23 protein-coding genes are annotated in these 21,006 nt (G+C 53.3%); 8 read left to right on the top strand and 15 right to left on the bottom strand.

Annotation, left to right across the window (positions count from 1 at the left end; translation table 11 throughout):
- Positions 1–87: 87 nt before the first annotated feature.
- From RHH81_RS07210 to RHH81_RS07185, 6 genes are all read left to right on the top strand, one after another.
- A complete protein-coding gene (locus RHH81_RS07210) occupies positions 88–831 on the top strand; it encodes an Eco47II family restriction endonuclease (RefSeq protein ID WP_310743547.1) in 744 nt (247 codons plus the stop codon).
- The gene (gene dcm, locus RHH81_RS07205; protein ID WP_315863386.1) at positions 797–2,116 is read left to right on the top strand and encodes a DNA (cytosine-5-)-methyltransferase; all 1,320 of its coding nucleotides are present in this window, start codon (positions 797–799) and stop codon (positions 2,114–2,116) included. The genes RHH81_RS07210 and dcm overlap by 35 nt, the downstream gene beginning before the upstream one ends.
- 80 nt (positions 2,117–2,196) lie before the next feature.
- Positions 2,197–3,279 (top strand): zinc-dependent dehydrogenase, encoded by a 1,083-nt coding sequence (locus tag RHH81_RS07200; RefSeq protein ID WP_310742823.1) that lies wholly within the window; start codon positions 2,197–2,199, stop codon positions 3,277–3,279.
- The gene (locus RHH81_RS07195) at positions 3,249–3,557 is read left to right on the top strand and encodes a DUF2499 domain-containing protein (RefSeq protein ID WP_310742822.1); all 309 of its coding nucleotides are present in this window, start codon (positions 3,249–3,251) and stop codon (positions 3,555–3,557) included. The genes RHH81_RS07200 and RHH81_RS07195 overlap by 31 nt, the downstream gene beginning before the upstream one ends.
- A 183-nt stretch (positions 3,558–3,740) precedes the next feature.
- On the top strand, positions 3,741–5,618 hold the full coding sequence (locus RHH81_RS07190) for a cation:proton antiporter (RefSeq protein ID WP_310742821.1): 1,878 nt from the start codon (positions 3,741–3,743) through the stop codon (positions 5,616–5,618).
- Positions 5,619–5,746: 128 nt separating this feature from the next.
- Positions 5,747–7,105: an S-layer homology domain-containing protein gene (locus tag RHH81_RS07185; protein WP_206199579.1), complete on the top strand. Its 1,359-nt coding sequence runs from the start codon at positions 5,747–5,749 to the stop codon at positions 7,103–7,105.
- Between the two features lie 3 nt (positions 7,106–7,108).
- Here RHH81_RS07185 and RHH81_RS07180 read toward each other — a convergent pair whose 3' ends face one another.
- The 3 genes from RHH81_RS07180 to RHH81_RS13070 form a co-directional block, all read right to left on the bottom strand.
- Positions 7,109–8,497, bottom strand: coding sequence for an NAD-dependent malic enzyme (locus RHH81_RS07180; protein ID WP_206199578.1), 1,389 nt, complete (start codon positions 8,495–8,497; stop codon positions 7,109–7,111).
- A gap of 56 nt (positions 8,498–8,553) precedes the next feature.
- On the bottom strand, positions 8,554–8,994 hold the full coding sequence (locus RHH81_RS07175; protein ID WP_206199577.1) for a hypothetical protein: 441 nt from the start codon (positions 8,992–8,994) through the stop codon (positions 8,554–8,556).
- A gap of 412 nt (positions 8,995–9,406) precedes the next feature.
- A complete protein-coding gene (locus tag RHH81_RS13070) occupies positions 9,407–9,604 on the bottom strand; it encodes an IS630 transposase-related protein (protein WP_399364981.1) in 198 nt (65 codons plus the stop codon).
- Between the two features lie 423 nt (positions 9,605–10,027).
- Between RHH81_RS13070 and RHH81_RS07165 the strand changes: the two genes are divergently transcribed.
- Positions 10,028–10,342 carry a hypothetical protein gene (locus RHH81_RS07165; RefSeq protein WP_206199576.1) on the top strand — a complete coding sequence of 105 codons (315 nt, stop codon included), beginning with the start codon at positions 10,028–10,030 and terminating at the stop codon, positions 10,340–10,342.
- On the opposite strand, the gene lepB is transcribed toward RHH81_RS07165, so the two are convergent.
- Positions 10,339–10,908 (bottom strand): signal peptidase I, encoded by a 570-nt coding sequence (gene lepB / locus RHH81_RS07160; protein WP_206199575.1) that lies wholly within the window; start codon positions 10,906–10,908, stop codon positions 10,339–10,341. The genes RHH81_RS07165 and lepB overlap by 4 nt on opposite strands.
- Positions 10,909–10,983: 75 nt before the next feature.
- Between lepB and RHH81_RS07155 the strand changes: the two genes are divergently transcribed.
- A complete protein-coding gene (locus RHH81_RS07155; protein ID WP_206199574.1) occupies positions 10,984–11,376 on the top strand; it encodes a DUF1823 family protein in 393 nt (130 codons plus the stop codon).
- Here RHH81_RS07155 and bioA read toward each other — a convergent pair.
- The 11 genes from bioA to RHH81_RS07100 form a co-directional block, all read right to left on the bottom strand.
- Complete coding sequence (bioA, locus tag RHH81_RS07150; RefSeq protein ID WP_310742820.1) at positions 11,352–12,662, bottom strand: adenosylmethionine--8-amino-7-oxononanoate transaminase; 1,311 nt, start codon at positions 12,660–12,662, stop codon at positions 11,352–11,354. The two genes, RHH81_RS07155 and bioA, sit on opposite strands and share 25 nt — an antisense overlap.
- Complete coding sequence (locus RHH81_RS07145; protein WP_149818242.1) at positions 12,655–12,921, bottom strand: YlxR family protein; 267 nt, start codon at positions 12,919–12,921, stop codon at positions 12,655–12,657. The genes bioA and RHH81_RS07145 overlap by 8 nt, the downstream gene beginning before the upstream one ends.
- Before the next feature lie 2 nt (positions 12,922–12,923).
- Positions 12,924–14,111, bottom strand: a complete 1,188-nt coding sequence (nusA, locus tag RHH81_RS07140; RefSeq protein ID WP_206199572.1) for a transcription termination factor NusA — start codon at positions 14,109–14,111, stop codon at positions 12,924–12,926.
- A 40-nt stretch (positions 14,112–14,151) separates the two neighbouring features.
- The gene (gene rimP, locus RHH81_RS07135; RefSeq protein WP_206201652.1) at positions 14,152–14,613 is read right to left on the bottom strand and encodes a ribosome maturation factor RimP; all 462 of its coding nucleotides are present in this window, start codon (positions 14,611–14,613) and stop codon (positions 14,152–14,154) included.
- A 215-nt stretch (positions 14,614–14,828) separates the two neighbouring features.
- Positions 14,829–15,128, bottom strand: a complete 300-nt coding sequence (locus RHH81_RS07130) for a hypothetical protein (protein WP_206199571.1) — start codon at positions 15,126–15,128, stop codon at positions 14,829–14,831.
- 74 nt (positions 15,129–15,202) lie between these two features.
- A complete protein-coding gene (gene arsJ / locus RHH81_RS07125; protein ID WP_206199570.1) occupies positions 15,203–16,456 on the bottom strand; it encodes an organoarsenical effux MFS transporter ArsJ in 1,254 nt (417 codons plus the stop codon).
- 10 nt (positions 16,457–16,466) lie between these two features.
- Positions 16,467–17,477: an ArsJ-associated glyceraldehyde-3-phosphate dehydrogenase gene (locus RHH81_RS07120; protein ID WP_206199569.1), complete on the bottom strand. Its 1,011-nt coding sequence runs from the start codon at positions 17,475–17,477 to the stop codon at positions 16,467–16,469.
- 87 nt (positions 17,478–17,564) lie between these two features.
- A complete protein-coding gene (locus tag RHH81_RS07115) occupies positions 17,565–18,176 on the bottom strand; it encodes a DUF4033 domain-containing protein (RefSeq protein WP_310742819.1) in 612 nt (203 codons plus the stop codon).
- Positions 18,163–18,879, bottom strand: a complete 717-nt coding sequence (locus RHH81_RS07110; RefSeq protein ID WP_310742818.1) for a hypothetical protein — start codon at positions 18,877–18,879, stop codon at positions 18,163–18,165. Before RHH81_RS07110 ends, RHH81_RS07115 begins: the two co-directional genes overlap by 14 nt.
- A 74-nt stretch (positions 18,880–18,953) precedes the next feature.
- Positions 18,954–20,270 carry a DNA methyltransferase gene (locus tag RHH81_RS07105; RefSeq protein ID WP_310742817.1) on the bottom strand — a complete coding sequence of 439 codons (1,317 nt, stop codon included), beginning with the start codon at positions 20,268–20,270 and terminating at the stop codon, positions 18,954–18,956.
- Positions 20,271–20,409: 139 nt separating this feature from the next.
- Positions 20,410–20,967 (bottom strand): hypothetical protein, encoded by a 558-nt coding sequence (locus tag RHH81_RS07100; RefSeq protein ID WP_310742816.1) that lies wholly within the window; start codon positions 20,965–20,967, stop codon positions 20,410–20,412.
- Between the last annotated feature and the right edge of the window lie 39 nt (positions 20,968–21,006).

The following is a 21,006-nucleotide window of genomic DNA, read 5'->3' as shown; positions in this document are numbered from 1 at the left end:
AAGATGTCAAAAGCAGTAAAAATCTTAATATAACTCTTTTCTTTTCTAGAGTATGAGTTATGCTCCTGTTCCAGTGCCTACTGTCAGCTGGGATTTATTAGCGACGAAGATATTCGTGCTCATGTTAAAGAAACAATTCTAAACTATCGCTCATCAATTGATTTCACAGAATTTAAGAAGCTCAAAATTGATCCAATAAAAGCAACTTTCGATATTGCTGTTTATCATCTCAGTGATGAGGAATTTATTGAAAGAGAAATCATAAGACAAATTGACAAATCTAACAATAATCACATTGGCTATTTTCATCAAAACATTTTTCGATATATTCAAGACTGGGAAGTTCTTGAATCAGGTTATGACATAGTCAATCGCAAGAAATCTTACTATGCGGAAATTAAAAACAAGTTTAATACTATGAATAGTAATGCGAAAGAAAATATTTTCCGCAAAATGCAACAAACTATTGATAGTGACTCAAAAGCAATTTGTTTTTTGATTGAAGTGATTTCAAAAGAATCTAAAAACCTTCCTTGGTCTGTTAAAATAGATGATAAAGTGGTCAAAAATGAAAGAATAAGAATAATTTCAATTGATAAGTTTTATGAGATTGCCACAGGCGACAAGGATGCATTTGCAAAATTGTGCAAACACTTACCACAAATCATTCAAGATGTTATTGAATCTGAAGGAGTTGAAATTGGTTTCTCATCTGAGAGTAAAAATATCAGGGAAAGTTTAAGGAAAGTCCATCCCAATCTCTTAGCAGCTCTGTATTATTTGGCATTTTCCAACTATGAAGGATTTAAGGATTTTACACAAAACCAATGATGTTCTATCGGCTGAGCTCATCGCTGATATTCTCAGTGTGACAAAAGCCACCATACAAAAGTGGGAGCGCCAAGGTTTTTTGACCTGTCGTGAAGAGGATGAACGGGGCAAACGCTACTATCCCGTAGCACAACTGCTTCAGTTTGCAAAATTTCGGGAACTCGTTTTTAGTTCTTGGGAGCAAGAGCAATTCATCCAACCTTTGCGGCCTTACCAAACCCTTGAATTGTTTGCCGGGGCAGGAGGGCTGGCCTTGGGACTCGAGCAGGCGGGGTTGCACGTTGTCTGTCTGAATGAAATTGATAAAGATGCCTGTGGAACGCTGCGGCAAAATCGCCCCCAGTGGCAAGTGATTGAGGCGGATATTCGCACCCTCAACTGGGAACATCTGATCGAAACCGAAATTGATTTATTGACGGGTGGGTTTCCCTGTCAGGCCTTTTCCTATGCAGGGGAAAAGTTGGGCTTTGCCGATACCCGTGGCACGCTATTCTTTAAATTTGCGCGAGCCATCAAAGAAGTCCAACCGAAGGTATTTTTAGGCGAAAATGTGCGCGGTTTACTCAGCCACGATCGCCAGCGCACCATTAGAACTATTGAAGCGGTGCTTTCCGAAATTGGTTATACGCTAATGCCGCCACAGGTTCTCAATGCCCTGTTTTATCGCGTCCCCCAAAAGCGACAGCGATTATTCTTGGTGGGCATTCGCAATGATTTGGTGCCCTATGCTCAATTTGCTTGGCCGAGTCCTTGTCCGCAAATTATGACGTTGGCGGATGCCCTCAAAGCTGGGGTTCTCTATGAGAGCGATGTGCCTCCCTCTGCGGGTCAGCGTTACCCTGAGCAGAAAGCGGCGATTTTGCAACAGGTTCCCGAAGGGGGGTGTTGGCGCGACTTGCCCCCAGACCTGCAGCAGGCCTATCTGATGGGAAGTTTTCGTCTTGATGGTGGCAAAACGGGGATGGCACGGCGCTTGGCATGGGATGAACCTGCGTTGACATTGACTTGCTCCCCTGCCCAAAAGCAAACAGAACGCTGCCACCCCACCGAAACACGACCGTTGACCGTGCGCGAATATGCGCGTATCCAAACGTTCCCCGATGATTGGCAGTTTTGTGGTTCTCTTTCAAGCCAGTATCGGCAGATTGGCAATGCAGTGCCCGTGAATTTGGCGGCAGCGGTGGGGCGATCGCTGGTGAATCTATTGAATGCCCTTGAAATCCAATCACCTCAGCCCACGATTTGCCTGTCAGCAGCAAAACAACTAGAGTTTTCCTTTGCTTGAGTTGCAAAGGGGTATCATCCAGACTTGCTCTCGGTGCAAGGGACAATTATCTTAGGGGTGGCGAGTTTGCAAAGGTCTCAATGAAAGCCCAAGTGTTCCGAGGGGTGAACCAACTCAGCTACGAGGACATTCCCATCCCTGAGATTGCTGCCGATGAAGTCCTTGTGCGCGTTAAGGTCGTTGGCTTGTGCCAATCGGACATCAAAAAAATTCGCTATCCCCTCTATGAGCCGCCTCGTATTTTTGGCCATGAAACGGCGGGTGAAATTGCGGCGGTGGGTGAGGCCGTGACGGGTTGGCAGGTGGGTCAGCGGGTGGTGGTCATGCACCATATTCCCTGTATGCACTGCGCCTACTGCTTGAATGAAAACTATTCAATGTGCCATGTGTATAAAACCGTTACAACCACGGCGGGCTTTATTCCCAGTGGCGGTGGTTTTGCTGAGTATGTGAAAGTACCGGGGCACATTGTGCAGCATGGCGGTCTGATTCCCATTCCCGATCACATTAGTGATGAAGAAGCCAGCTTTGTTGAACCCACCAACTGTTGCCTCAAGGCGGTGAAGAAAGCAGGTGTTGCTCCCGGCCAAACGGTGCTGATCACTGGGGCAGGGCCTATTGGCCTAATGTTTATTATGTTGGTGAATCTCTTTGGGGCACGGGCGATCGCCACCGATTTACTGCCCTCGCGAATTGCCAAAGCCAAAGAAGTGGGCGCTGCTGCCGCCTTTGATGCCCGCGATCCCGATCTCAGTGCCAAGGTGCAAGCCCTGACCCATGGCTTGGGGGTGGATGTCAGTCTCTTGGCGGTTCCCAGTGAGAAGGCCTTTTTCCAAGCCCTAGAGTGTACTCGCAAGGGGGGCAAAATTCTCTTCTTTGCCGAGTTTCCCGATGAGGTGGAGATTCCCCTCAATCCCAACATTCTCTATCGCCGTGAGATTGATCTCATGGGCAGCTACAGTTCCTCCTACCGCTTACAGTCCTTAGCCTGCGACATTATCTTTAACCGCCGCATTGATGTCAAAGCCCTGATCAGCGATCGCTATCCCTTGGTCAAACTTGCCGAGGCGGTGGAACAGGCAGTACATCCCACGCCTGAGACTTACAAAATCCTCATCTATCCGGAGGCCGAATGCACGCCCTGTCAATTTCCACATGGATAGTGCACATTTCCAGTGTGCTGGAGTGGATGGCCGCCATTTGGTTTGTGGCACAACTGGATCGCCGCTGTCCGGAGCAGGGATGGCGGTGGTTGGCGTGGGCAATGCTACCAGCGTTGGTGAGTGCCATGTGTGCCTGTACGTGGCATTACTTCGATAATGCAGTGACACTGGCTTGGTTGGTGGATCTGCAAGCGCTGCTCACGTTCATTGGCAACTGTACCCTCTGTGGTGCAGCAGCATGGCTGTGGTGGCGATCGCGCCCTGTTTCCCCTCTCTAGGAGAGTTTTACAAAATTGATTGAAATTGGCAATGCTCAAGGACTTCCAGTATCCTGTAATCAGGTTCCCCCGCAATAGGGTGTGACAAATGTAACAGTCCAATACTGAACTTTGACGTAGAACAAGGAGGAACGCTTGCCCGTCAGTCTAGCCCTAAACGCCTAAACCTCTGTGGAGGCTGCGATGGAAAGTAGTGCCGAACTCACCGCCTTGTTCGTCATCACCGTTGTCCTAGGCATTGGTGCCCAAGTGACTGCCCATTGGTTACGGCTGCCGAGTATTGTCCTGTTGTTACTGGCGGGTATTCTTTCAGGCCCCAGTGGCTTGGGGCTAGTCCATCCGGAAGTTTTAGGCGAAGGCCTAGAAGTGTTAGTGCCCCTGTGTGTGGCCTTGATTCTCTTTGAGGGGGGCTTGAGCTTAGACCTGAGCCGCGCTGACCAAGATATTACGGGTAGCCTCTGGAAGTTAGTGACGCTGGGGGGATTGGTGACGTTTGTGGCTGGCGCCATGGCCGCCCATTGGATTGGCGAGTTTCCGTGGCAACTGGCCTTTCTCTATGCGTCCGTGGTGGTGGTGACCGGGCCTACGGTGGTAGGGCCGCTGCTGCGTCAGGTGGGTGTAGAGCACAAATTGGCGGTCATTCTCGAGGGAGAAGGCGTGCTCATTGACCCCATTGGTGCCATTTTGGCGGTGATGGTGCTGAACGTAGTTCTCAATCAAGACCTCGGCATGGGGGCGATCGCCCTCGGGATTATTCAGCGCTTGGCGGTGGGGGTCTTGATTGGTGGTATTGGTGGCTGGTGTCTCAATCGCTTCCTGCACCGCGCTTGGTTTTTGGCGGAAGATTTGCGGAACCTGTTGGTGCTGGCAGTGCTGTGGGGGCTATTTTGGCTCTCGGATCAACTGGTGAGCGAATCCGGCTTGATGATGGCGGTGGTTCTGGGGCTGGTACTGCGTTGGTCGGATGTGCCGGGGGGGCGGCTACTGCGGCGTTTCAAGGGTCAACTGAGTACGCTCTCGATCTCGGTCTTGTTTGTCCTGCTGGCTGCGGATCTCTCGATCGCTGGTCTATTGGAGCTAGGTTGGTCGGGGGTGTTCACGGTGTTGTGCTTAATGTTCCTGATCCGTCCCCTCGGCGTTGTCCTATGTACATGGGGCAGTGATCTCAGTTGGCAACAAAAAGCCTTCCTCAGTTGGATTGCGCCGCGGGGAATTGTTGCGGCTTCAGTGGCTTCGCTATTTTCGATTACCCTCACCAATGCGGGAATTAGTGGGGGGGATGCCATTAAAGGACAAGTGTTCCTGACGATTTTGATGACGGTTTTCGGCCAAGGCCTAACGGCGCGCTGGGTGGCAACCCAACTGAATGTGCGTGCCCAAGGGGCTTCAGGGGTGATGATTGCTGGCTGTACGCCCTTGGGTCGTTTGTTGGCGCGGATCTTGCGCGATCGCGGCGAAGAGGTGGTGATGATTGACACCGATCCTGAGGCCGTTGAACAAGCCCGCCGTGAACATCTGCCCGTCTATCTCAGTAGTGCCCTTGACCTGAATATTTTGCAGGAGGCCGGCATTACTCAATTGGGCACCTATCTGGCTGTGACTAGTAATACTGAGGTGAATGCGGTGCTGGCACAGCGCGTCCTCGAAGAATTTCACCCGCCACGGGTCTTGGCCGCCCTTGAGGTAGAGGATTGTCCCCTCGGTCTGAGTCCTGCCTTTGCTCGGCAACTGTCCATTAAAAAATGGAACCAATACATCAATAGCGATGCTGTGCGTCTTGGCCAACTGGTCATTGAGGAGGAGCAATCGCAATTGCAACGCCAGCACCTTGACGCCTTGATCCGCTCTGGGAAAGTGCTTCCCCTGCTTGTGGAACGGCCAGAGGGATTGCGGGTGGTGCGAGCCAATGAAGAGTGGCAAGTGGGCGATCGCCTGATTTACCTGCTCCACAGCCCCAAACCCCACACCCTACCGGCGGCCTTAATTTCGGGCTGGCAAATGAATACCCAAGTGGAATCGGTTCTTGTCCCCAGTGAAGCCCCTACCCCCAAGGGAACCTAATCTCCGGCACTGCGTCCATAGGCATCAGCAGAGTCAACGATTGACGTGTTTTCCCAATCAAAATTGCTGAGGGGAATCCAAAACCCTCTCAGATAACTTGAATACCCTCTTACTTGGAGAGATTTGCTATGCAGAGCCTCGCACAGCGCAGCTTGGCCGTTTTGAGCTGCGGTTTAATGAGTTCTGGTACCCTTGCCCTTCTAGCGGCTGTTCCGGTGCAAGCCCAATCCCGTTTTACCGATACCCAAGGCATTTGGGCACAGGCCTGTATTGACCACTTGGCCAGTCGCAACATTATCAGCGGCTATCCCGATGGCACCTTTCGCCCCTTTGCCCCCGTCACCCGTGCTGAATATGCAGCCATGCTGGGGAAGGCGTTTCCCAATGCGCCTGTGGTGCGTGCCCCCAGTATGTTTAACGATGTCCCCAGCACATTTTGGGCAGCGAGTGCGATTCAAAATGCCACCCGTACTGGCTTCTTGAGTGGCTACCCCGGCAATGTGTTTCAGCCCAATCAAAATATTCCGCGTGTTCAGGCGATCGTGGCTCTAGCCAGTGGCTTGCAATATCCCACACCGCCTTCTGTGGAGGGGGTCTTAGGCCAGTTCAATGATGCGGCAGCAATTCCCGCTTATGGACGTGCGGGTGTGGCCGCTGCCACCGCTAAACAAGTGGTGGTGAACTATCCCAATGTGCAGTTCTTTGCGCCAAATCAACTGGCCACCCGTGCCGATATTGCCGCATTCCTCTGTCAGGCGACCCGTGCCCCCGGTGCCCAAGCCCTTGTGCCGACGCAGTACATTGCGGGTGTGGCTACCACCTCGCCTATTGCGCTCCCAGCCGGTCAGCAAATTCCGGCTCGTTTCCCCGATGCAGAGCGGATTGTCCTTAGCCCCAATGAAAGTGTTGCGATCCGCTTGGTGACGGCTGCCGATGTCCGCGATAGCCAAGGTCGTGTTGTGATTCCCGTGGGCAGTGAAATTTTTGGCCAGATCCAGCCCGCCCAAGGGGGGTCTCAATTTGTGGCCAATACGGTGGTGATCAATAATCGCCAACTCCCGATCGCTGCTAATTCCCAAGTAATTCGTACGATTCGCGATGCCCGTGATCCCAACATTGGCAATGTCTTCCGCAATGCGGCCATTGGTTCGGCGGTGGCTGCGGGGATTTCTGGCTTGGCGGGAGACCGCAGGATTACGCCCCTAAAAGTGCTCACGGGGACAGTGACGGGGGCAGCGATTGAAACCAACCAAGGACGGCCTGCCACCTCCATTATTCGCGATACGCTGATTGGTGCTGCTTTGGCCACGGGTGCTTCTGCAGTGATTGGCGATCGCAAGATTACGCCCGAAAAAGTGATTACCGGTGCAGCCGCCGGTGCCACCATTGGTGGTGCGATTGATCCAGCCGTGCAGCGACTAGTGGTGATTGATGCCAATACGGATTTGGGCTTGACCCTGACTCAACCCTTTACTGTCTCGCAATAGCGACTAGGCACGCGCTAACCCCAGCGATCGCGCGCAGTCCTCGACAGCCTTGGCCACTGCCGGTGCCACCCGTGGATCAAACACTGAGGGGATAATATAGGCTGAGTGCAGTTCCGAGGGACTGACCAAGGCCGCGATCGCTGCTGCTGCCGCGAGGAACATCTCCTCCGTCATGCGGGGTGCCCGACAGGCAAGGGTACCCTTAAACACCCCCGGAAAAGCGAGCACATTGTTGATTTGATTGGGATAGTCACTGCGGCCAGTGGCCACCACCGCCACATGGTCATAAATGAGTTCGGGTTGGATTTCCGGCACGGGATTGGCCATTGCAAAAACAATCGCTTTTGGGGCCATGCGCTGCACCATTTCCAATGTCAGGACGCCGGGGGCACTCAAGCCAATAAAGACATCGGCACCCTCTAGAGCATCAGCCAGCGTTCCTGTTTCAGCGACGGCAAATTCCTGCTGTGCTGGTGTTTGTGCTTTGTCTTTTGAGAGGATGCCTTGGCGGTTGCAGAGGGTTAGATGGTGGGCGCCGGCTTTGCGCAGGAGCTTGGCCACGGCGATGCCGGCTGCCCCCGCCCCGTTAATGACAATGCGCACCGTATCTAAGGATTTAGCCACTAGTTGCAGGGCATTTTTAAGGGCGGCAAGGGTGACAATGGCCGTGCCGTGCTGGTCATCGTGAAACACAGGGATATCCAATTCCGCTTGCAGACGGGCTTCGATTTCAAAGCAGCGGGGGGCGCTAATATCCTCTAGATTGATGCCACCAAAGACGGGGGCGATGCGCTTGACGGTGGCGACGATTTCATCCACCTCCTGTGTGCTCAAGCAGATGGGAAAGGCGTCCAGACCGGCAAATTCCTGAAAGAGCATGGCCTTGCCCTCCATCACCGGTAGAGCAGCCTCTGGGCCGATATTGCCCAATCCCAAGACCGCACTGCCATCACTGACAATGGCCACCGTATGGCTTTTGATCGTCAGTTTGTGCACCAATTGAGGATCGTCAGCGATCGCTTGGGATACCCGACCGACGCCCGGCGTATAGGCCATCGCCAGATCGTCGTATTCCTGAAGGGGATGCTTGCTTCTAACGGTGATTTTGCCCCCCTCATGGAGCCGAAAGGTGCGATCGCTCACCTCTAGCACCGTGGCTTGGGTGTCAGATTTCACAGCATTGACAATGGCCGCAGCATGATCGCGGCTGGCAGCCACCACCACCAGTTCCCGTAGGATTTTATTAGCGGTTTTCTCGATCAGGGTGATGGAACCCACTTGCCCCTGTTGCCCACCAATGATCTGGAGAACGGTTCCTAATTCCGTTGGATCTAAGGAAGTCTTCAATCGCAGCGTCAGACTATAGGCAGGCGTCGGGGTCAACTTAACCATTCAGACTTAACCAAAAGTTAACGGCAAAAGGTACCGTCTGATGATAGCACCTCTGCCTAGCTTCCGGTTTGGGTGGCAATGGGCAGCGGCTCAGCTTTGCAGGCAGCCAAAATGGCGCGATCGCTAGCACTAATACGACGCAAACTATAGAAACTGGGTAAATCAATTTCTGCTTGGTAGGGTTCCTCCTCATAGGTGGGTAGAACCGTCACCTGCAACTGGCGATCGCCCACGGTACCCCGAAAACAATCAAAGGAGGAATTGGGCATGTAAAACGCCCCATAGACCTTCTGATCTTTGACTTCAAAGACAATATAGCTATGACCCACCTGTTGGGGTTGGGGCGACTCGCCAAGGAGATACAGGCCATTGACCAATGGAGATTGATTTTGTCGTGCCAAGAGCGGTTGAGCGATCGCCAGCCCATTGGTGAACCCAAGGGTAACAACTCCCAATACAACTGAAAGTAACCAACCCAAACGTGCCAACGAAATCATTCTATTTCCCTACCTGAAACGCGAAGTGGCCTAAACCAGCGTTTTGAAGCGTCAACCGTAGCGAAGGGCGGTGTCGTTACGCTGATACTTCGATCCTGACAGGTGAATAGCCGTTTTTCGTTGGAACTATGCCAGTAGTGGCACAGGCACAAATTGACCCCTAAAGAGGATAGTCCTTGCTAGCGTTCCCATTTAGTCCACTGCCTTGAAGGGAAGGGAGTTTATACCATTATTTGCTGAGCAGTAGAAGATGGCAGATTGTTTGAGTTCGCTGGATGAACAGAGTTCAAGCGACAAGAAGCGATATCCTATACCAGCTCTTTGCAACCATGAAACCGATGCCCGACAGCAGGAACGCTTGCAGATGCTCTACTGGCTGAAGCAAGGACTTGTCCACAGCCGCCCACAAAGCTCACTCTCCATCAATTCGTTGGCCTCGCGCTGACCACCCATACTCACACTCCACTCGAGAGTCAAACCCCGTCTCTAAGGCCGCCCAATCCAGTTTCCAAGGACGACGGGGGACAACCGTAGGGGCTAAGTCCTCTCGCTTCAGCCAGCGATGGATGGTGGCGCGGCTCACCTGAAAGATTTGAGTTGCTTCACTAATTTTGCCACCTTGCTGGATGTAGGAGACAAACCGCTCTCGTCAGTTCAAGCTATAGCTCATATTCTTGAGTAACATTCATGACGCTTTGAGTATAGCCTATCCCTCTTGAAAATATCTCACTCCCTTTCGAAATGACTATATCTTCAAATTGAATTGGTATAAGACTCAATCATGAACTTTTGTACAGGATCGTAACTAGGTTTGGCTATAAAGACTACAATAGAAGTGTAGGGAAGGCGACTGAGTCCCCTACAACTCTAAACAGCTCCTCACATTTTCTTATTACTTTTTTGCAGTTAATACCTTAGTATTCACTGTTCAAGACTCAAAGCCTCACGTTTCTAAAAGCGGGGGAAGGAATCTAAGGAACTGTTACGAGTGATTTCATCAATGACTTCTCGATAAAGAGAAGGCGGGGGAATTATGTTCAGCATGCAGTTTTGGCGGCAGTCTCTTGTCGCGACGATCGCCTTGAGTGTGTTAGCCGTGTTTTCTTGGACACCTTTGGCTCACAGCCAAACCCATAGCACGCTACAGGTGGGAGCGACGGTCATTAAAACCTGTCAAGTCAGCCGCCCTGCCCAACCGCCAAGCCTGCGCAATGGCAACTACAGTTTGCAGACTGATTGTCTCCAAGCAACGCAAACAACTCCTGTGGGACAAGTGGTACCGTTACCAGTTGAATGGGGACTGGTGGAGGATGCTAACCCCACACTGATGCGGCTAGTCACCTATTAGGCAGCCGGGGACGAAATTTTACCCGCATGGTTGAGGGGCCAATAGCAGGCGATCGCCCGACCAATGACATTCTCAAGGGGCAAAAATCCCCAGATATGGGAGTCATTGCTGTGGTTGCGGTTATCTCCCATAACAAAGAGCATATTCTCTGGCACTGTCACTGGGGAGAGCGTATAAACGGGTGGCTCAGCAATGTAGGGTTCTGCAAGGGGGCGATCGTTGACCCAAACTTGACCATCATGCACGGCAACCGTGTCCCCGGCGGTGGCAATCACTCGTTTAATGAGGGCTTGATCGGCGCGATAACCAAGGGCCTGCAAGAGGGGTGGGGTATAGAAGACAACAATATCCCCCGGTTGAGGCGATCGCTGGCGATAGGTGATCTTTTCCACCACAATGCGATCGCCTGGCCAAAGCGTTGGCTCCATAGACTCTGAGGGAATAAAGCGCGACTCCGCCACAAAAATACGAATCAGTAGCGTGATCAGCACAGCCACCCCAATCAGGAGGGCATTATTGCGTAGCGATCGCCAGCGGGAAGGGGAATTCGTTGCCGAAGCAGACATATAAGGGCAGATTTAGAGAAACCACCCTTTTTATGGTACCGGTTTCAGTAGACCGACTGATTACAAAGAGTGTGAATGGATAGCTCTGATTCGCCACTCCCCCCTCTCACAGAAGCCACGTTGTGGCAAATTCTCAATGATGAATTGGATGATGCTACGGTCAATCAGCTCCTGTGGCACTGCTTGGGCTATCGCTATGACGCCCACAGCCAAACTTGGCAGAGCGATCGCGTGCCGCCAGAATGGCGACAAGACTATCCCCAACCGCCAGACTTCATTGGCAGCCGCCCCGCCATCGTCAAGCTCACCCGCTCTATTCCCCCTGCCCACAAGCAACTTCTCAAGGAACAGTTGGGCTTTGCTGGCTATGAAATCAAGGAACTCAACCCCCGCCGTACGCGCCGTGCCACTGCGGTCAATTGGCTCCTGAGTTATATGGCCACTCAAGCAGAGACTGCGGTGAAATAACCTGCGGCCACCTCGATCGCCACTTGGCGGATGGCGCGATAGACTGCGGCCAGTTCTTGATCACTAATGCAGTAGGGGGGCAGGATATAGAGCGTATTGCCCAAAGGTCGCAGCAGCACACCCAACTCAATAAAGCGGCGGCGCAGTTGGGGCACAAGGTCACTAAAGTAGGAGGCCGCCGTCGCCAATTCCATGGCCGCGATCGTGCCACAGGTGCGAAATTGCTTGAGATTGCTGACATCGGCAAGATACTGCTGGTAACACTGCCAATGGCGCGCCTCTAGACCTTGGTAGGCTTCAGGTTTGGCAAGCAGCAATTGAAATGAAGCCACACTCGCGGCACAGGCCAAGGGATTGCCGGTATAGGAATGGCTGTGGAAAAAGGCGCGCGCCGGATCATCGGCATAAAAGGCTTGGTAAATGTCCTCAGTGGCCAATGTGACGGCAATGGGCAAGCAGCCTCCCGATAACCCCTTAGAGAGACAAAGGAGATCGGGTTGTGTCCCCGCTTTCTCACAGGCAAAGAGGGCACCTGTGCGGCCAAACCCCGTCATCACCTCGTCATAGACGACTAACACCCCATAGGCCTTGGCAATTGCAGAAAGGGCTTGCAAAAACGAGGGACGACACATGCGCATTCCCCCTGCCCCCTGTACGAGTGGCTCAATGAAGAGAGCGGCATAGGCATCGGGGTCTGCCTTCAGGGTGTCCTCCAGTTGAGCGATCGCCTGTGCTTCCTTGGTCTCCACCTCTGGATCCCCCGCATAGGTTGCTGGGTAGGGCAGGATTGTTAAGGGGGGGAGCAGCGGTTGAAAGGGTTGCCACCACGGGGAACTTTGGCCGACAGTCATTGCCCCAAGGGTATCGCCATGGTACCCGCCGGTAAAGCCAATGAAGCGCGATCGCTGGGGTTGATCTCGCCGCTGCCAATACTGGTAGGCCATCTTCAGCGCCACTTCCACGGCGGTTGAGCCATTGTCGGAAAAAAAGACCCGTTGTAACCCCGCTGGCGTGTGGGCACACAGCAGTTGGGCAAGCTGCTCCGCTGGCTCATGGGTAAAGCCGGCAAAAATGACGTGCTCAAGGGTTTGTGCCTGCTCATAGAGCGCTTTAGCCAGCACAGGATGGCTGTGGCCATGGAGCGTCACCCACCAACTGGAAATGGCATCAATAATCTGACGGCCATCGCTCAGTTCAAGGCGAGCACCTTGGGCACGCACCACCTTCAGGGGCGGAGCCGCCGTTTTCATTTGTGTAAAGGGCTGCCAAATGGGGGAGTCAGTCATAGTTGCGATGGGCATCTAAGCGAGCAGCAAGGGTCGTAAAAATATCCTCGGGAATGGGACAGCGGAGCGATCGCGCCAAGCGTTTTTTTTGTTTGGCCACCTTGAGACACTCGGCAGTGGGACACAGATAGGCCGATCGCCCCATCCCCCGATCCAACTGCACCTTTTGATCGGGCCAGCAGCGCACGATTCGCCAAAACTCCGAGCGATCGGCCAAGCGGCCACAGGACACACAGCGGCGTTGGGGGACAGCCATCATCCCTAACTGGCAACTTGTTCTTCGAGGGCGGCCATGGCCAAGCGATCCTCCTCTTCGTAGTTGTATTGGGAGCTATCGCGCACCTCAATTTTCCAGCCCGTTAGGCGAGTTGCCAAGCGCACATTTTGGCCTTCCTTACCAATGGCTTGGGAGACCTTATCCGGTGCCACAAGGACATGGGCAATGCGGGCTTCGGGGTTAATCAGCCGCACCTCCTCCACTGGCGCTGGACTCAGGGAATTGGCAATATAGGTGGCTGGATCCGGCGACCAGCGGATCACATCAATTTTTTCCCCCCGCAGTTCATTCACCACTGCTTGAATGCGGGATCCCCGTGCCCCAATACAGGCACCCACCGGATCGACATCCCGCTCTAAGGTATCCACGGCAATTTTGGTGCGGGGGCCGACTTTATGATTCGGGGGATTGGCTTCGCGAGCAATGGCCACAATCCGCACCACTTCATCCTCAATTTCTGGCACCTCATTGGCAAAGAGATAGACCACCAAGCCAGCATCAGCACGGGAAACCTCCAATTGGGGGCCGCGCTGAGGTCCCTCTTTGACGCGCTTGAGATACACCTTGAATGTGGAGTTGGCGCGGTAGTTGTCGTTGGGAAGTTGTTCCCGTTTCGGCAGTTCGGCCTCCACTTCCGGTTGGCTAGCATCGCTGCGCACAGCCATAATCACCGATCGCCGCTCAAACCGCAGGACGCGCCCCATGAGTACGGTGCCCTCGAGGTCTTTGAATTCCTCTTGGACGAGGCGACGCTGTTGATCTCGCAATTTCTGCGCCAGCACTTGCTTGGTTTGCATGGCGGCCATGCGGCCAAATTCCTGATGGTCAGGGGTGACATCCAACAGCACCGTATCGCCGACACGGGCATCCTGCACCACCTCAATCACATCGGCAAGGGCAATTTCGCGATCGGGGTTCGCCACTGTTTCCGTAATCGTTTTGGTGGCCAAAACGCGGAAGCCCTCCTGCTCGGTGTCTAGTTCCACTTCAAAGTTGGCAAAGTGGTCTTCTTCAAAGTGACTATGATCCGGGCGCAGACTGCGGCGATAGCGTTCGTATCCCTTGAGCAGTGCTTCCTTGAGGGCTTGATGTACCGCGTGCTTGGGCAAATTCCGCTCTTGGCTGATTTCATTGATCATGGCCCGTAGGCCGGGTAAGCGATAGATGGTCATCGTCCGTTACAACCTCGTTCATTTAGTAGATCAACTGCTGCTAAGGCTCACTGCTGGGGCTGTACAGTTGGACACTGGCAATCAGTGAGCGGGGAATCGCCAGCGATCGCCCCCGTTGATTGAGATAGACATTCACCGCGTCACGGCGAATCAGGTTGCCCTCCCAAAGGGTTTTGCCCCGATGGGGTGCGGTGGTCGTGACCCGTACAGGAAAGCCACGAAAGGCATCAAAGTCGCGATCGCTACTCAAGTAATCCGACAGGCCCGGACTCGACACCTCGAGAACGTAGGCAAACTCCAACTCTGGCAGCCCATCCAAAGCCATCTCCAGTGCCCGACTCAGCCGTTCGCAATCCTCTAAGCTGGTGTCATTCTCAGGATGGCGCACCTCCACCCGTAAAATTGGGGGCGATTGATGGGTCAGCCACTGCACACTCACCAGATCAAGGTGTTCTTGGTCGGCAACCTGCTGGGCAAGGGTTTGCACCACAGGCAACAGCATCTGTATCTGCATAGGAAATAAAAAAGGCGGGACATTGCCCACCACACCCAAACAATCTCAAAAAGTGACAACCTCACTTCCCGAGGGGAAGGAGATTTTTGAACCGTTCAGAATAGAACGTTCATGGGTGCTGCCAATACACCACTCTTCCTAGCACTTAGTATAGCAGCTAACAGTGGGCGATCGCCACCCTGACCAACAGACCCGAGACGCTCCTAGCGATCGCTAAAATCACCATTCGTCAGTTCATCACCGTCGTAATCCTCTTCCCCCAGCTCCAAATCCTCCAAGACGGGATTCAAGAGCACTGCCATCTCCGCCTCATGGTGGGTGAGCCACTGGCCTTGGGTGCGGAACCAGCGGGGCGGGTTAATGTAGCGAGCATAGTACCACGGGGGAGCAGTGGGCTGGCTAATTTCCGCCTGTACTCGAATTTTCTCACCCGCATAGTAGGCATCTTCGGGTTCCACTTCCAACCACACTTTTTGGCCGATGATTTCTTGGGGGAGCATCATAAGGGCAATTCCTCGGGGAACCTCACCATATCTCAATTTTATTCAGTTCTAACCCCTAGGGGAAAATGTTGCAGTTATTCACCATCCCCCACAACCAACGAGGGGTAGGGCTGCTGCCGTTTCGGATCCTCGAGCTTTAGGGAAATGAGTCCAGCACAGAGGACAAAGACCATCGAAACCCACAGACAGCCGACAATGCCCCAAATTTGATAGATGAGGCCAGAGAGAACCGTTCCCGCTAGTCGCCCGCCGGAATTGGCCATGTAGTAGAAGCCAACATTCAAGGCCACCTTTTCATCATCGGTGTAGGCCAGCACCAAGTAGGAGTGGACTGCCGAATTCATGGCAAAAATCAAGCCAAAAAGGAGCAAGCCGCCAATAATGACGGCATTGGGATTCCAGTGGCTCATCAAGCCCAAGGCAATGACTGCTGGCACAATCGTCAGTGTAAACGTCCAAAACTGAATAGTGGCGGCTTGGGGAGGGCGACCGCGATTGATGTATTTCAACAGCAGGGGTGCCGAGGACTGGACACCTCCATAGCCAATGACCCACAGGGCGAGAAAGCCCCCCACTTCATAAAATGACCAGTTGAGAACACTTTGGAGATAGACGGGCAAACCCACCACAAACCAGACATCCCGCGCCCCAAAGAGGAAAAAGCGAGCAGCAGAAAGAATATTGATCTCCTTGCTCTTGGAAAAGAGTTGGCGAAATTTGATTTTCTTTTTGATCTGCCCCATCCCCCGTGGCAATAACAAACCGCTGAACAGGATCAAGATAAGCGCGATCGCCATGATCCACAGAGACGCTCTATAGCCCGCCAATGTCAGCAACACACTGCCAACAAAGAAACCCACCCCCTTGAGGGCATTTTTAGAACCCGTCAGAATCGCCACCCACTTAAAGAGCTGTGACTCTGCCTCCTGGGGCACCACTAAGCGAATAGCGCTCTTAGAACTCATCTTTGTCAGGTCTTTGGCCACCCCCGACATCGCCTGTGCCGCCATCACATAGGGCACCGCAAACCACAAAGGCCATTCTGGCGTTAGGGGCGTGAGCATGATCAGCGAGATCACCTGTAAACCAATGCCCGCGTAGAGGGTGACATTCAGCCCTAAACGGGAACCAATCCAGCCACCGAGAAAGTTGGTGACAATGCCAAAAATTTCATAGAAGAGAAATAGGAAGGCAATTTGCAGCGGTGTGTAGCCAATCTGGTTAAAGTAGAGCAGCACTAGCATCCGCAGTGCGCCATCGGTAATCGTGAACCCCCAGTAGGCGAGGGTAACAATCATATAGTTGCGGACACTGGTGGACACAGCCATAGCAGACTCCTTAGGGCAACGTAGTGGCGACGTGACGAGCTAATTCGGCCATGCGATTGCTGTAGCCCCATTCGTTGTCGTACCATGCGAGAATTTTCACCTGCGTTTCATCCACAACCATTGTGGAGAGGGCATCGACAATGCTGGAACGGGGGTCGTTGCAATAGTCAATGGAAACAAGAGGGCGCTCCTCATAACCGAGAATTCCGTTGAGTTCCCCGGCGGCGGCAGCTTTAAGAGCTGCATTCACTTCGGCCACACTGGTGGGGCGGCTCACTTCAAAAACACAGTCGGTGAGCGACGCATTCAACAGGGGCACCCGTACCGCCAAGCCATTGAGTTTGCCTTGGAGTTCAGGATAAATCAGCCCAATAGCAGTGGCTGAACCCGTGGTTGTCGGCACAAGAGACATCAGACTAGAGCGGGCACGGCGCAAGTCCTTGTGGGGGGCATCCACCACTGTTTGCGTATTGGTGACATCGTGGATCGTGGTGATCAAGCCGTGGCGAATGCCAAGGGTTTCGTGAATGACCTTAACGACGGGGGCAAGGCAATTTGTCGTACAGGAGGCGGCGGTGAGCAAGTGGTGTTCTTGGGGATTGTAGAGATGGTCATTGACGCCCATGACAATGTTGAGGGCCTGTTCCTTGACGGGGGCAGCAACAATCACTTTTTTCACCCCAACTGCAAAGTAGGCCGCCAGTTGCTCAGCGGTACGGAATTTACCGGAGCATTCCAGAACAATCTCGACTCCTCGTTCTTGCCAAGGTACCTCTGCTGGGGTTTTTGCTTCCGAAAAGCTAATGATCTGATCGTTGATGGCGATCGCCCCCTCTTTGGCCTGAATGGCTTGGGGCCAGCGGCCATGCACCGAATCAAACTCTAGTAAATGGGCGGCAGCGGTTGTGCCTCCTTTAATCTCGTTAATGTGGCGAAACTCCAGTTCAGGCCAACCCCACGCGGCACGCAAAACCAAGCGACCAATGCGGCCAAAGCCATTAATGCCGATGCCAACGCCCATCGTTGCTGCTCCAGCGGGACATCCCTACGTTATTTCAAATAATCTTGAATTGTCAATCGCCAAAAATGATTCGCCAAGAGAATGGTCTTAAATGTGGGGGCAGGGGGTCTGACTCGGATCGTCCCAACAGTGGGGAATGGTTGGCTCAGGAATCGGCTGGGCAGGGGTACCAAAAACCATTTCGCAACTGTAGTCGCTAAAGTTGGGCGTCATCGTCAAGGGAATGCCAAATCGCTGCCGAAAGAATTGCTCCGTGGGCTTTTTGCACAGGTTCATGCACAGAGCCACGCATTGAGATTCAGCAAGATAGCGGCATTTTTGAATGCGCACGCCACTGTGTTGCCATTGGCGGGGTTGATCGGGGGGAATGACCTCGACCCAGTAGCGATCGCTGGCTCCCACTAACCAGCCCGTGAGGCGGGTGGCAAACCACGCATTCCACTCACAAACCCAGCGAGTCGGGCGAAAGAGTGTGCGTACCAAGGTGCTGATGAAGGGGGGAACTAACCGATCAAAGACGGTGGCCACGATAGCCTGCTGCTGCGCGGGCGATCGCCCCTGCTTCACTTGCCGTGTGATTTCAACAAAGCCAACGTAGCCGAATCGCTGTGGCTCAACCCCAATGACACTAGCAATCGCTCGAATCAACCGAGCCAAGCACCATCGCTCCAGCCAATTGAGGGACTCAGGCGGCATCATCAAGATGATCGAGCACCTCAAGGGCAGCACGGCGAACGATTGCATCCGTTTCCTGTCCCAGTAGCAGATATAGGGCTTCCTGCACTTGGCGACGCTCTGCCCCCTTAGAGATGCGAGCTAATTGGCGAATAGCCACTAGCCGATGCAGCGGTTGCGGATGGGTGAGGTCAGCAAACCATTGGAACACCTGTTGGGTCTGATGCTGCTGTTGCAGTTGCCCCATGAGCGTCCCAAGCAGGGCAATGACGGCCACTAAAAGGATGCCGAGGATCACAAGCGCCACCACGAGCCATGGATCTGCGGTGTGTTGACCCAAATGCAAAAGGGTATAGGTACCCAAACAGGCCAGCAAACCCCCGACCACCGTAAAGGCGAAGGGATGGTGTAGCCATTGGGACATCTGTTGGCGCAGGTCTTGCCATAGCGTCAACAGTCGGCGTTGCCAGCGACTGAGGAGAAAAATCGTACCCACGCCACTCAGGGTGGCCACCATCAGGGGGCCATCGGTTTGCCACAGGAGAAGACCTGCCCCCAATCCGCCGATGACCAGCAAAAGACGCTCAGACAGCAGATTAAACACAAAAGATTTCCAGCGCAGTCGTTGCGATCGCGTCGCGTGCCCTTTGGCCAATCGCCTGTGGTGCAGCGGAGTTGAGCGCCGTTGAGGTTGCGGCAATGACCATTTCGCCCAAGAGGTAACCATAGGGTGGGTGTACTGCCAGTTGATGCCTTATTTTACAGTAATTCTTAAGGTACAGCCCATCTGGACTGACTCGACTATCCTTTCCAGCGTAGGATCACCACTTCTTCGCGCAGTTGCTCCTTCGTGGCGCTGGCAAACCGTGTTCGGAAGAGATCTGTGCGCACAACCTCATAGCCAAGGGCTTGGGCAATGTCAGCCAATAACTGACCTGTGCGAATCATCACCCGCAAATAGGAGGCTTGATCACCCACGACGTAGGCCAATTGAGCATTGGGACGCAAGCGCGATCGCAGGGCAGCCAAGTGACGTGCCATGCCACCAAAATAGAGCTTTGTTACCCTGCTGTAGCGTCTCTCAAAGCCAGACGTTTTACCCAGCTCAATTCTGCGGCGTTCAATTTCAGCTGCTATCTCCTGAATTGCAGGATGGTTTTGAATCCACTGATCGTCGTCATCGGTTTTGTACACATTGCGCGTGTTGGAACGGATCAGACCCTTCTTGAAAGCTTGTAAATCCGCCTTGGTTTTGATAAAGCCCAAGACCACCGATTCGAGGCGGGTTGTTCTGGTGTAGTCCTTTTCATTGGGATACGGGGGTGAGGTGATCACCGCATCAACGGACTGCGGCGGCAATACTCGGTCAGGACATCTTGCATCCGCCAGATAGACGTGGGCAGGGGCATCATTTTGATTTTTGACCTGCCGCAAATCCTCCACCATTTCATCAATTTTGGCGAGCCAAGCACTAATCACTGGTGTATCAACTTTAGGCTTGCCAACACCCACTTCAGGGCCAAAGCGCAAATTACTCACGGCAAAAACCAGTATGTTGGCGATCGCCAGCAGTTGATGCCGATAGACCTGTTCTATTCTGTATTTCTCTAAGCAGTCAAGGAGTACCAAGATCTTGTGCAAGGGAATCGGGCTGATCGACCCCGTAAGGATGAGTTTATGTTGTTCTGGCGAGAGTTGGCGTAACGGTAGATCCGCAATATTCCCCTCAAAAGGCACCGAGTCCCCTATCCCTTGCTGCCGCAGGATGTCAAGGGCAAATTCTGCGATCTCACAGGAGTGACGGTAGAGTAAATCCGGATCAACATCCCAATCCGTCTTAACACACGTCGCAAAATGGGCAAATGGATTGGCTTCGGTACCCAATGAGGGGATTCCACGCAGCTTCGACTCAACCAGCGTTGTGCCTGTGCCGCAAAAAGGGTCGAGGATGACACTCTCTGCATTCAAGCCAAAGTCTTCTATGTAGTCCCTCACAAGATGGGGCGGATAAGAGAGCACAAACCGATACCAGTCATGAAAGGCGCGGTCTTGCTCATCTATCCTGTTGATATTGCTATTGTCTTTGGGAACGGTTGTATCCTCAGAATGTTTTAGCAACTCAACTCCTGTGGCGATTTGCTCCTAATCCTCTAAGTCTATGAAAAATTGATTGCTTGGGCAGGGGGTTCACTTCACTGCTGAAAAAGCGGGCACTCTTTAGGCCTCTTCGCGTCGTTCCTGAGCCAATTGAGGTTGTTTAGGGCAGACGTTGAATCTCAGCGCGGAAGCCATTGACCTCCATAAAGGTACGCATTTCGTTGGCATTGGCCTCGTTTTGGAAACTGCCCACTTGTAGGGCGCGGCGCTGGCCAAGGGTAATGGGTATCACTTCGGGAACGAGCGATCGCAGGCGTTCTTGATTGGCCAGATCATCCTCCCGCAAATCCAAAACAATGACTCGAAACCGCGTTCTGGGGGCTACGGGAGCGAGTGTTGCCAAGTTTGCATCAGAAATGTCTGGTGGGGGCGGCAATTGATTCATCGCGCGATCGCGACCCACAAATCCCATCGGAATCGGGCCACTAGGCACCGGCAATCGTTCGAGGGAGTTGTCAAGCTGCTGCGGCGGTGGGGTGGGAATTGGCGCCGTACTCACCTCTGGGGGAGGCACAGGAATCGGGATGACGGTATTCACCTCTGGCGGTGGCACGGGGATGGGAATCGGTTCTGCCGCCAATACGGGCGTCCCCCAACCCATTAGGATCAAACATAGGTGACTCAACCACGGCTGGGAGTGAATGCTGAAACGGCTCATCAAAAACTTCATTGCGCTATCAACAATGCCGATGAACGG

The organism is Thermosynechococcus sp. PKX95 (assembly GCF_031583295.1).
GTDB lineage: Bacteria > Cyanobacteriota > Cyanobacteriia > Thermosynechococcales > Thermosynechococcaceae > Thermosynechococcus.
This window is presented reverse-complemented; position numbering and strand designations above follow the sequence as displayed.

Excerpts from the sequence above, each read along its gene's own strand:
- dcm (WP_315863386.1), top strand. The coding sequence starts at position 797 with ATGAAGGATTTAAGGATTTTACACAAAACCAATGATGTTCTATCGGCT.
- RHH81_RS07200 (WP_310742823.1), top strand. The coding sequence starts at position 2,197 with ATGAAAGCCCAAGTGTTCCGAGGGGTGAACCAACTCAGCTACGAGGAC.
- RHH81_RS07195 (WP_310742822.1), top strand. The coding sequence starts at position 3,249 with ATGCACGCCCTGTCAATTTCCACATGGATAGTGCACATTTCCAGTGTG.
- RHH81_RS07190 (WP_310742821.1), top strand. The coding sequence starts at position 3,741 with ATGGAAAGTAGTGCCGAACTCACCGCCTTGTTCGTCATCACCGTTGTC.
- RHH81_RS07185 (WP_206199579.1), top strand. The coding sequence starts at position 5,747 with ATGCAGAGCCTCGCACAGCGCAGCTTGGCCGTTTTGAGCTGCGGTTTA.
- RHH81_RS07180 (WP_206199578.1), bottom strand. The coding sequence starts at position 8,497 with ATGGTTAAGTTGACCCCGACGCCTGCCTATAGTCTGACGCTGCGATTG.
- RHH81_RS07175 (WP_206199577.1), bottom strand. The coding sequence starts at position 8,994 with ATGATTTCGTTGGCACGTTTGGGTTGGTTACTTTCAGTTGTATTGGGA.
- RHH81_RS07165 (WP_206199576.1), top strand. The coding sequence starts at position 10,028 with ATGTTCAGCATGCAGTTTTGGCGGCAGTCTCTTGTCGCGACGATCGCC.
- lepB (WP_206199575.1), bottom strand. The coding sequence starts at position 10,908 with ATGTCTGCTTCGGCAACGAATTCCCCTTCCCGCTGGCGATCGCTACGC.
- RHH81_RS07155 (WP_206199574.1), top strand. The coding sequence starts at position 10,984 with ATGGATAGCTCTGATTCGCCACTCCCCCCTCTCACAGAAGCCACGTTG.
- bioA (WP_310742820.1), bottom strand. The coding sequence starts at position 12,662 with ATGACTGACTCCCCCATTTGGCAGCCCTTTACACAAATGAAAACGGCG.
- RHH81_RS07145 (WP_149818242.1), bottom strand. The coding sequence starts at position 12,921 with ATGATGGCTGTCCCCCAACGCCGCTGTGTGTCCTGTGGCCGCTTGGCC.
- nusA (WP_206199572.1), bottom strand. The coding sequence starts at position 14,111 with ATGACCATCTATCGCTTACCCGGCCTACGGGCCATGATCAATGAAATC.
- rimP (WP_206201652.1), bottom strand. The coding sequence starts at position 14,613 with ATGCTGTTGCCTGTGGTGCAAACCCTTGCCCAGCAGGTTGCCGACCAA.
- RHH81_RS07130 (WP_206199571.1), bottom strand. The coding sequence starts at position 15,128 with ATGATGCTCCCCCAAGAAATCATCGGCCAAAAAGTGTGGTTGGAAGTG.
- arsJ (WP_206199570.1), bottom strand. The coding sequence starts at position 16,456 with ATGGCTGTGTCCACCAGTGTCCGCAACTATATGATTGTTACCCTCGCC.
- RHH81_RS07120 (WP_206199569.1), bottom strand. The coding sequence starts at position 17,477 with ATGGGCGTTGGCATCGGCATTAATGGCTTTGGCCGCATTGGTCGCTTG.
- RHH81_RS07115 (WP_310742819.1), bottom strand. The coding sequence starts at position 18,176 with ATGATGCCGCCTGAGTCCCTCAATTGGCTGGAGCGATGGTGCTTGGCT.
- RHH81_RS07110 (WP_310742818.1), bottom strand. The coding sequence starts at position 18,879 with ATGGTTACCTCTTGGGCGAAATGGTCATTGCCGCAACCTCAACGGCGC.
- RHH81_RS07100 (WP_310742816.1), bottom strand. The coding sequence starts at position 20,967 with ATGAGCCGTTTCAGCATTCACTCCCAGCCGTGGTTGAGTCACCTATGT.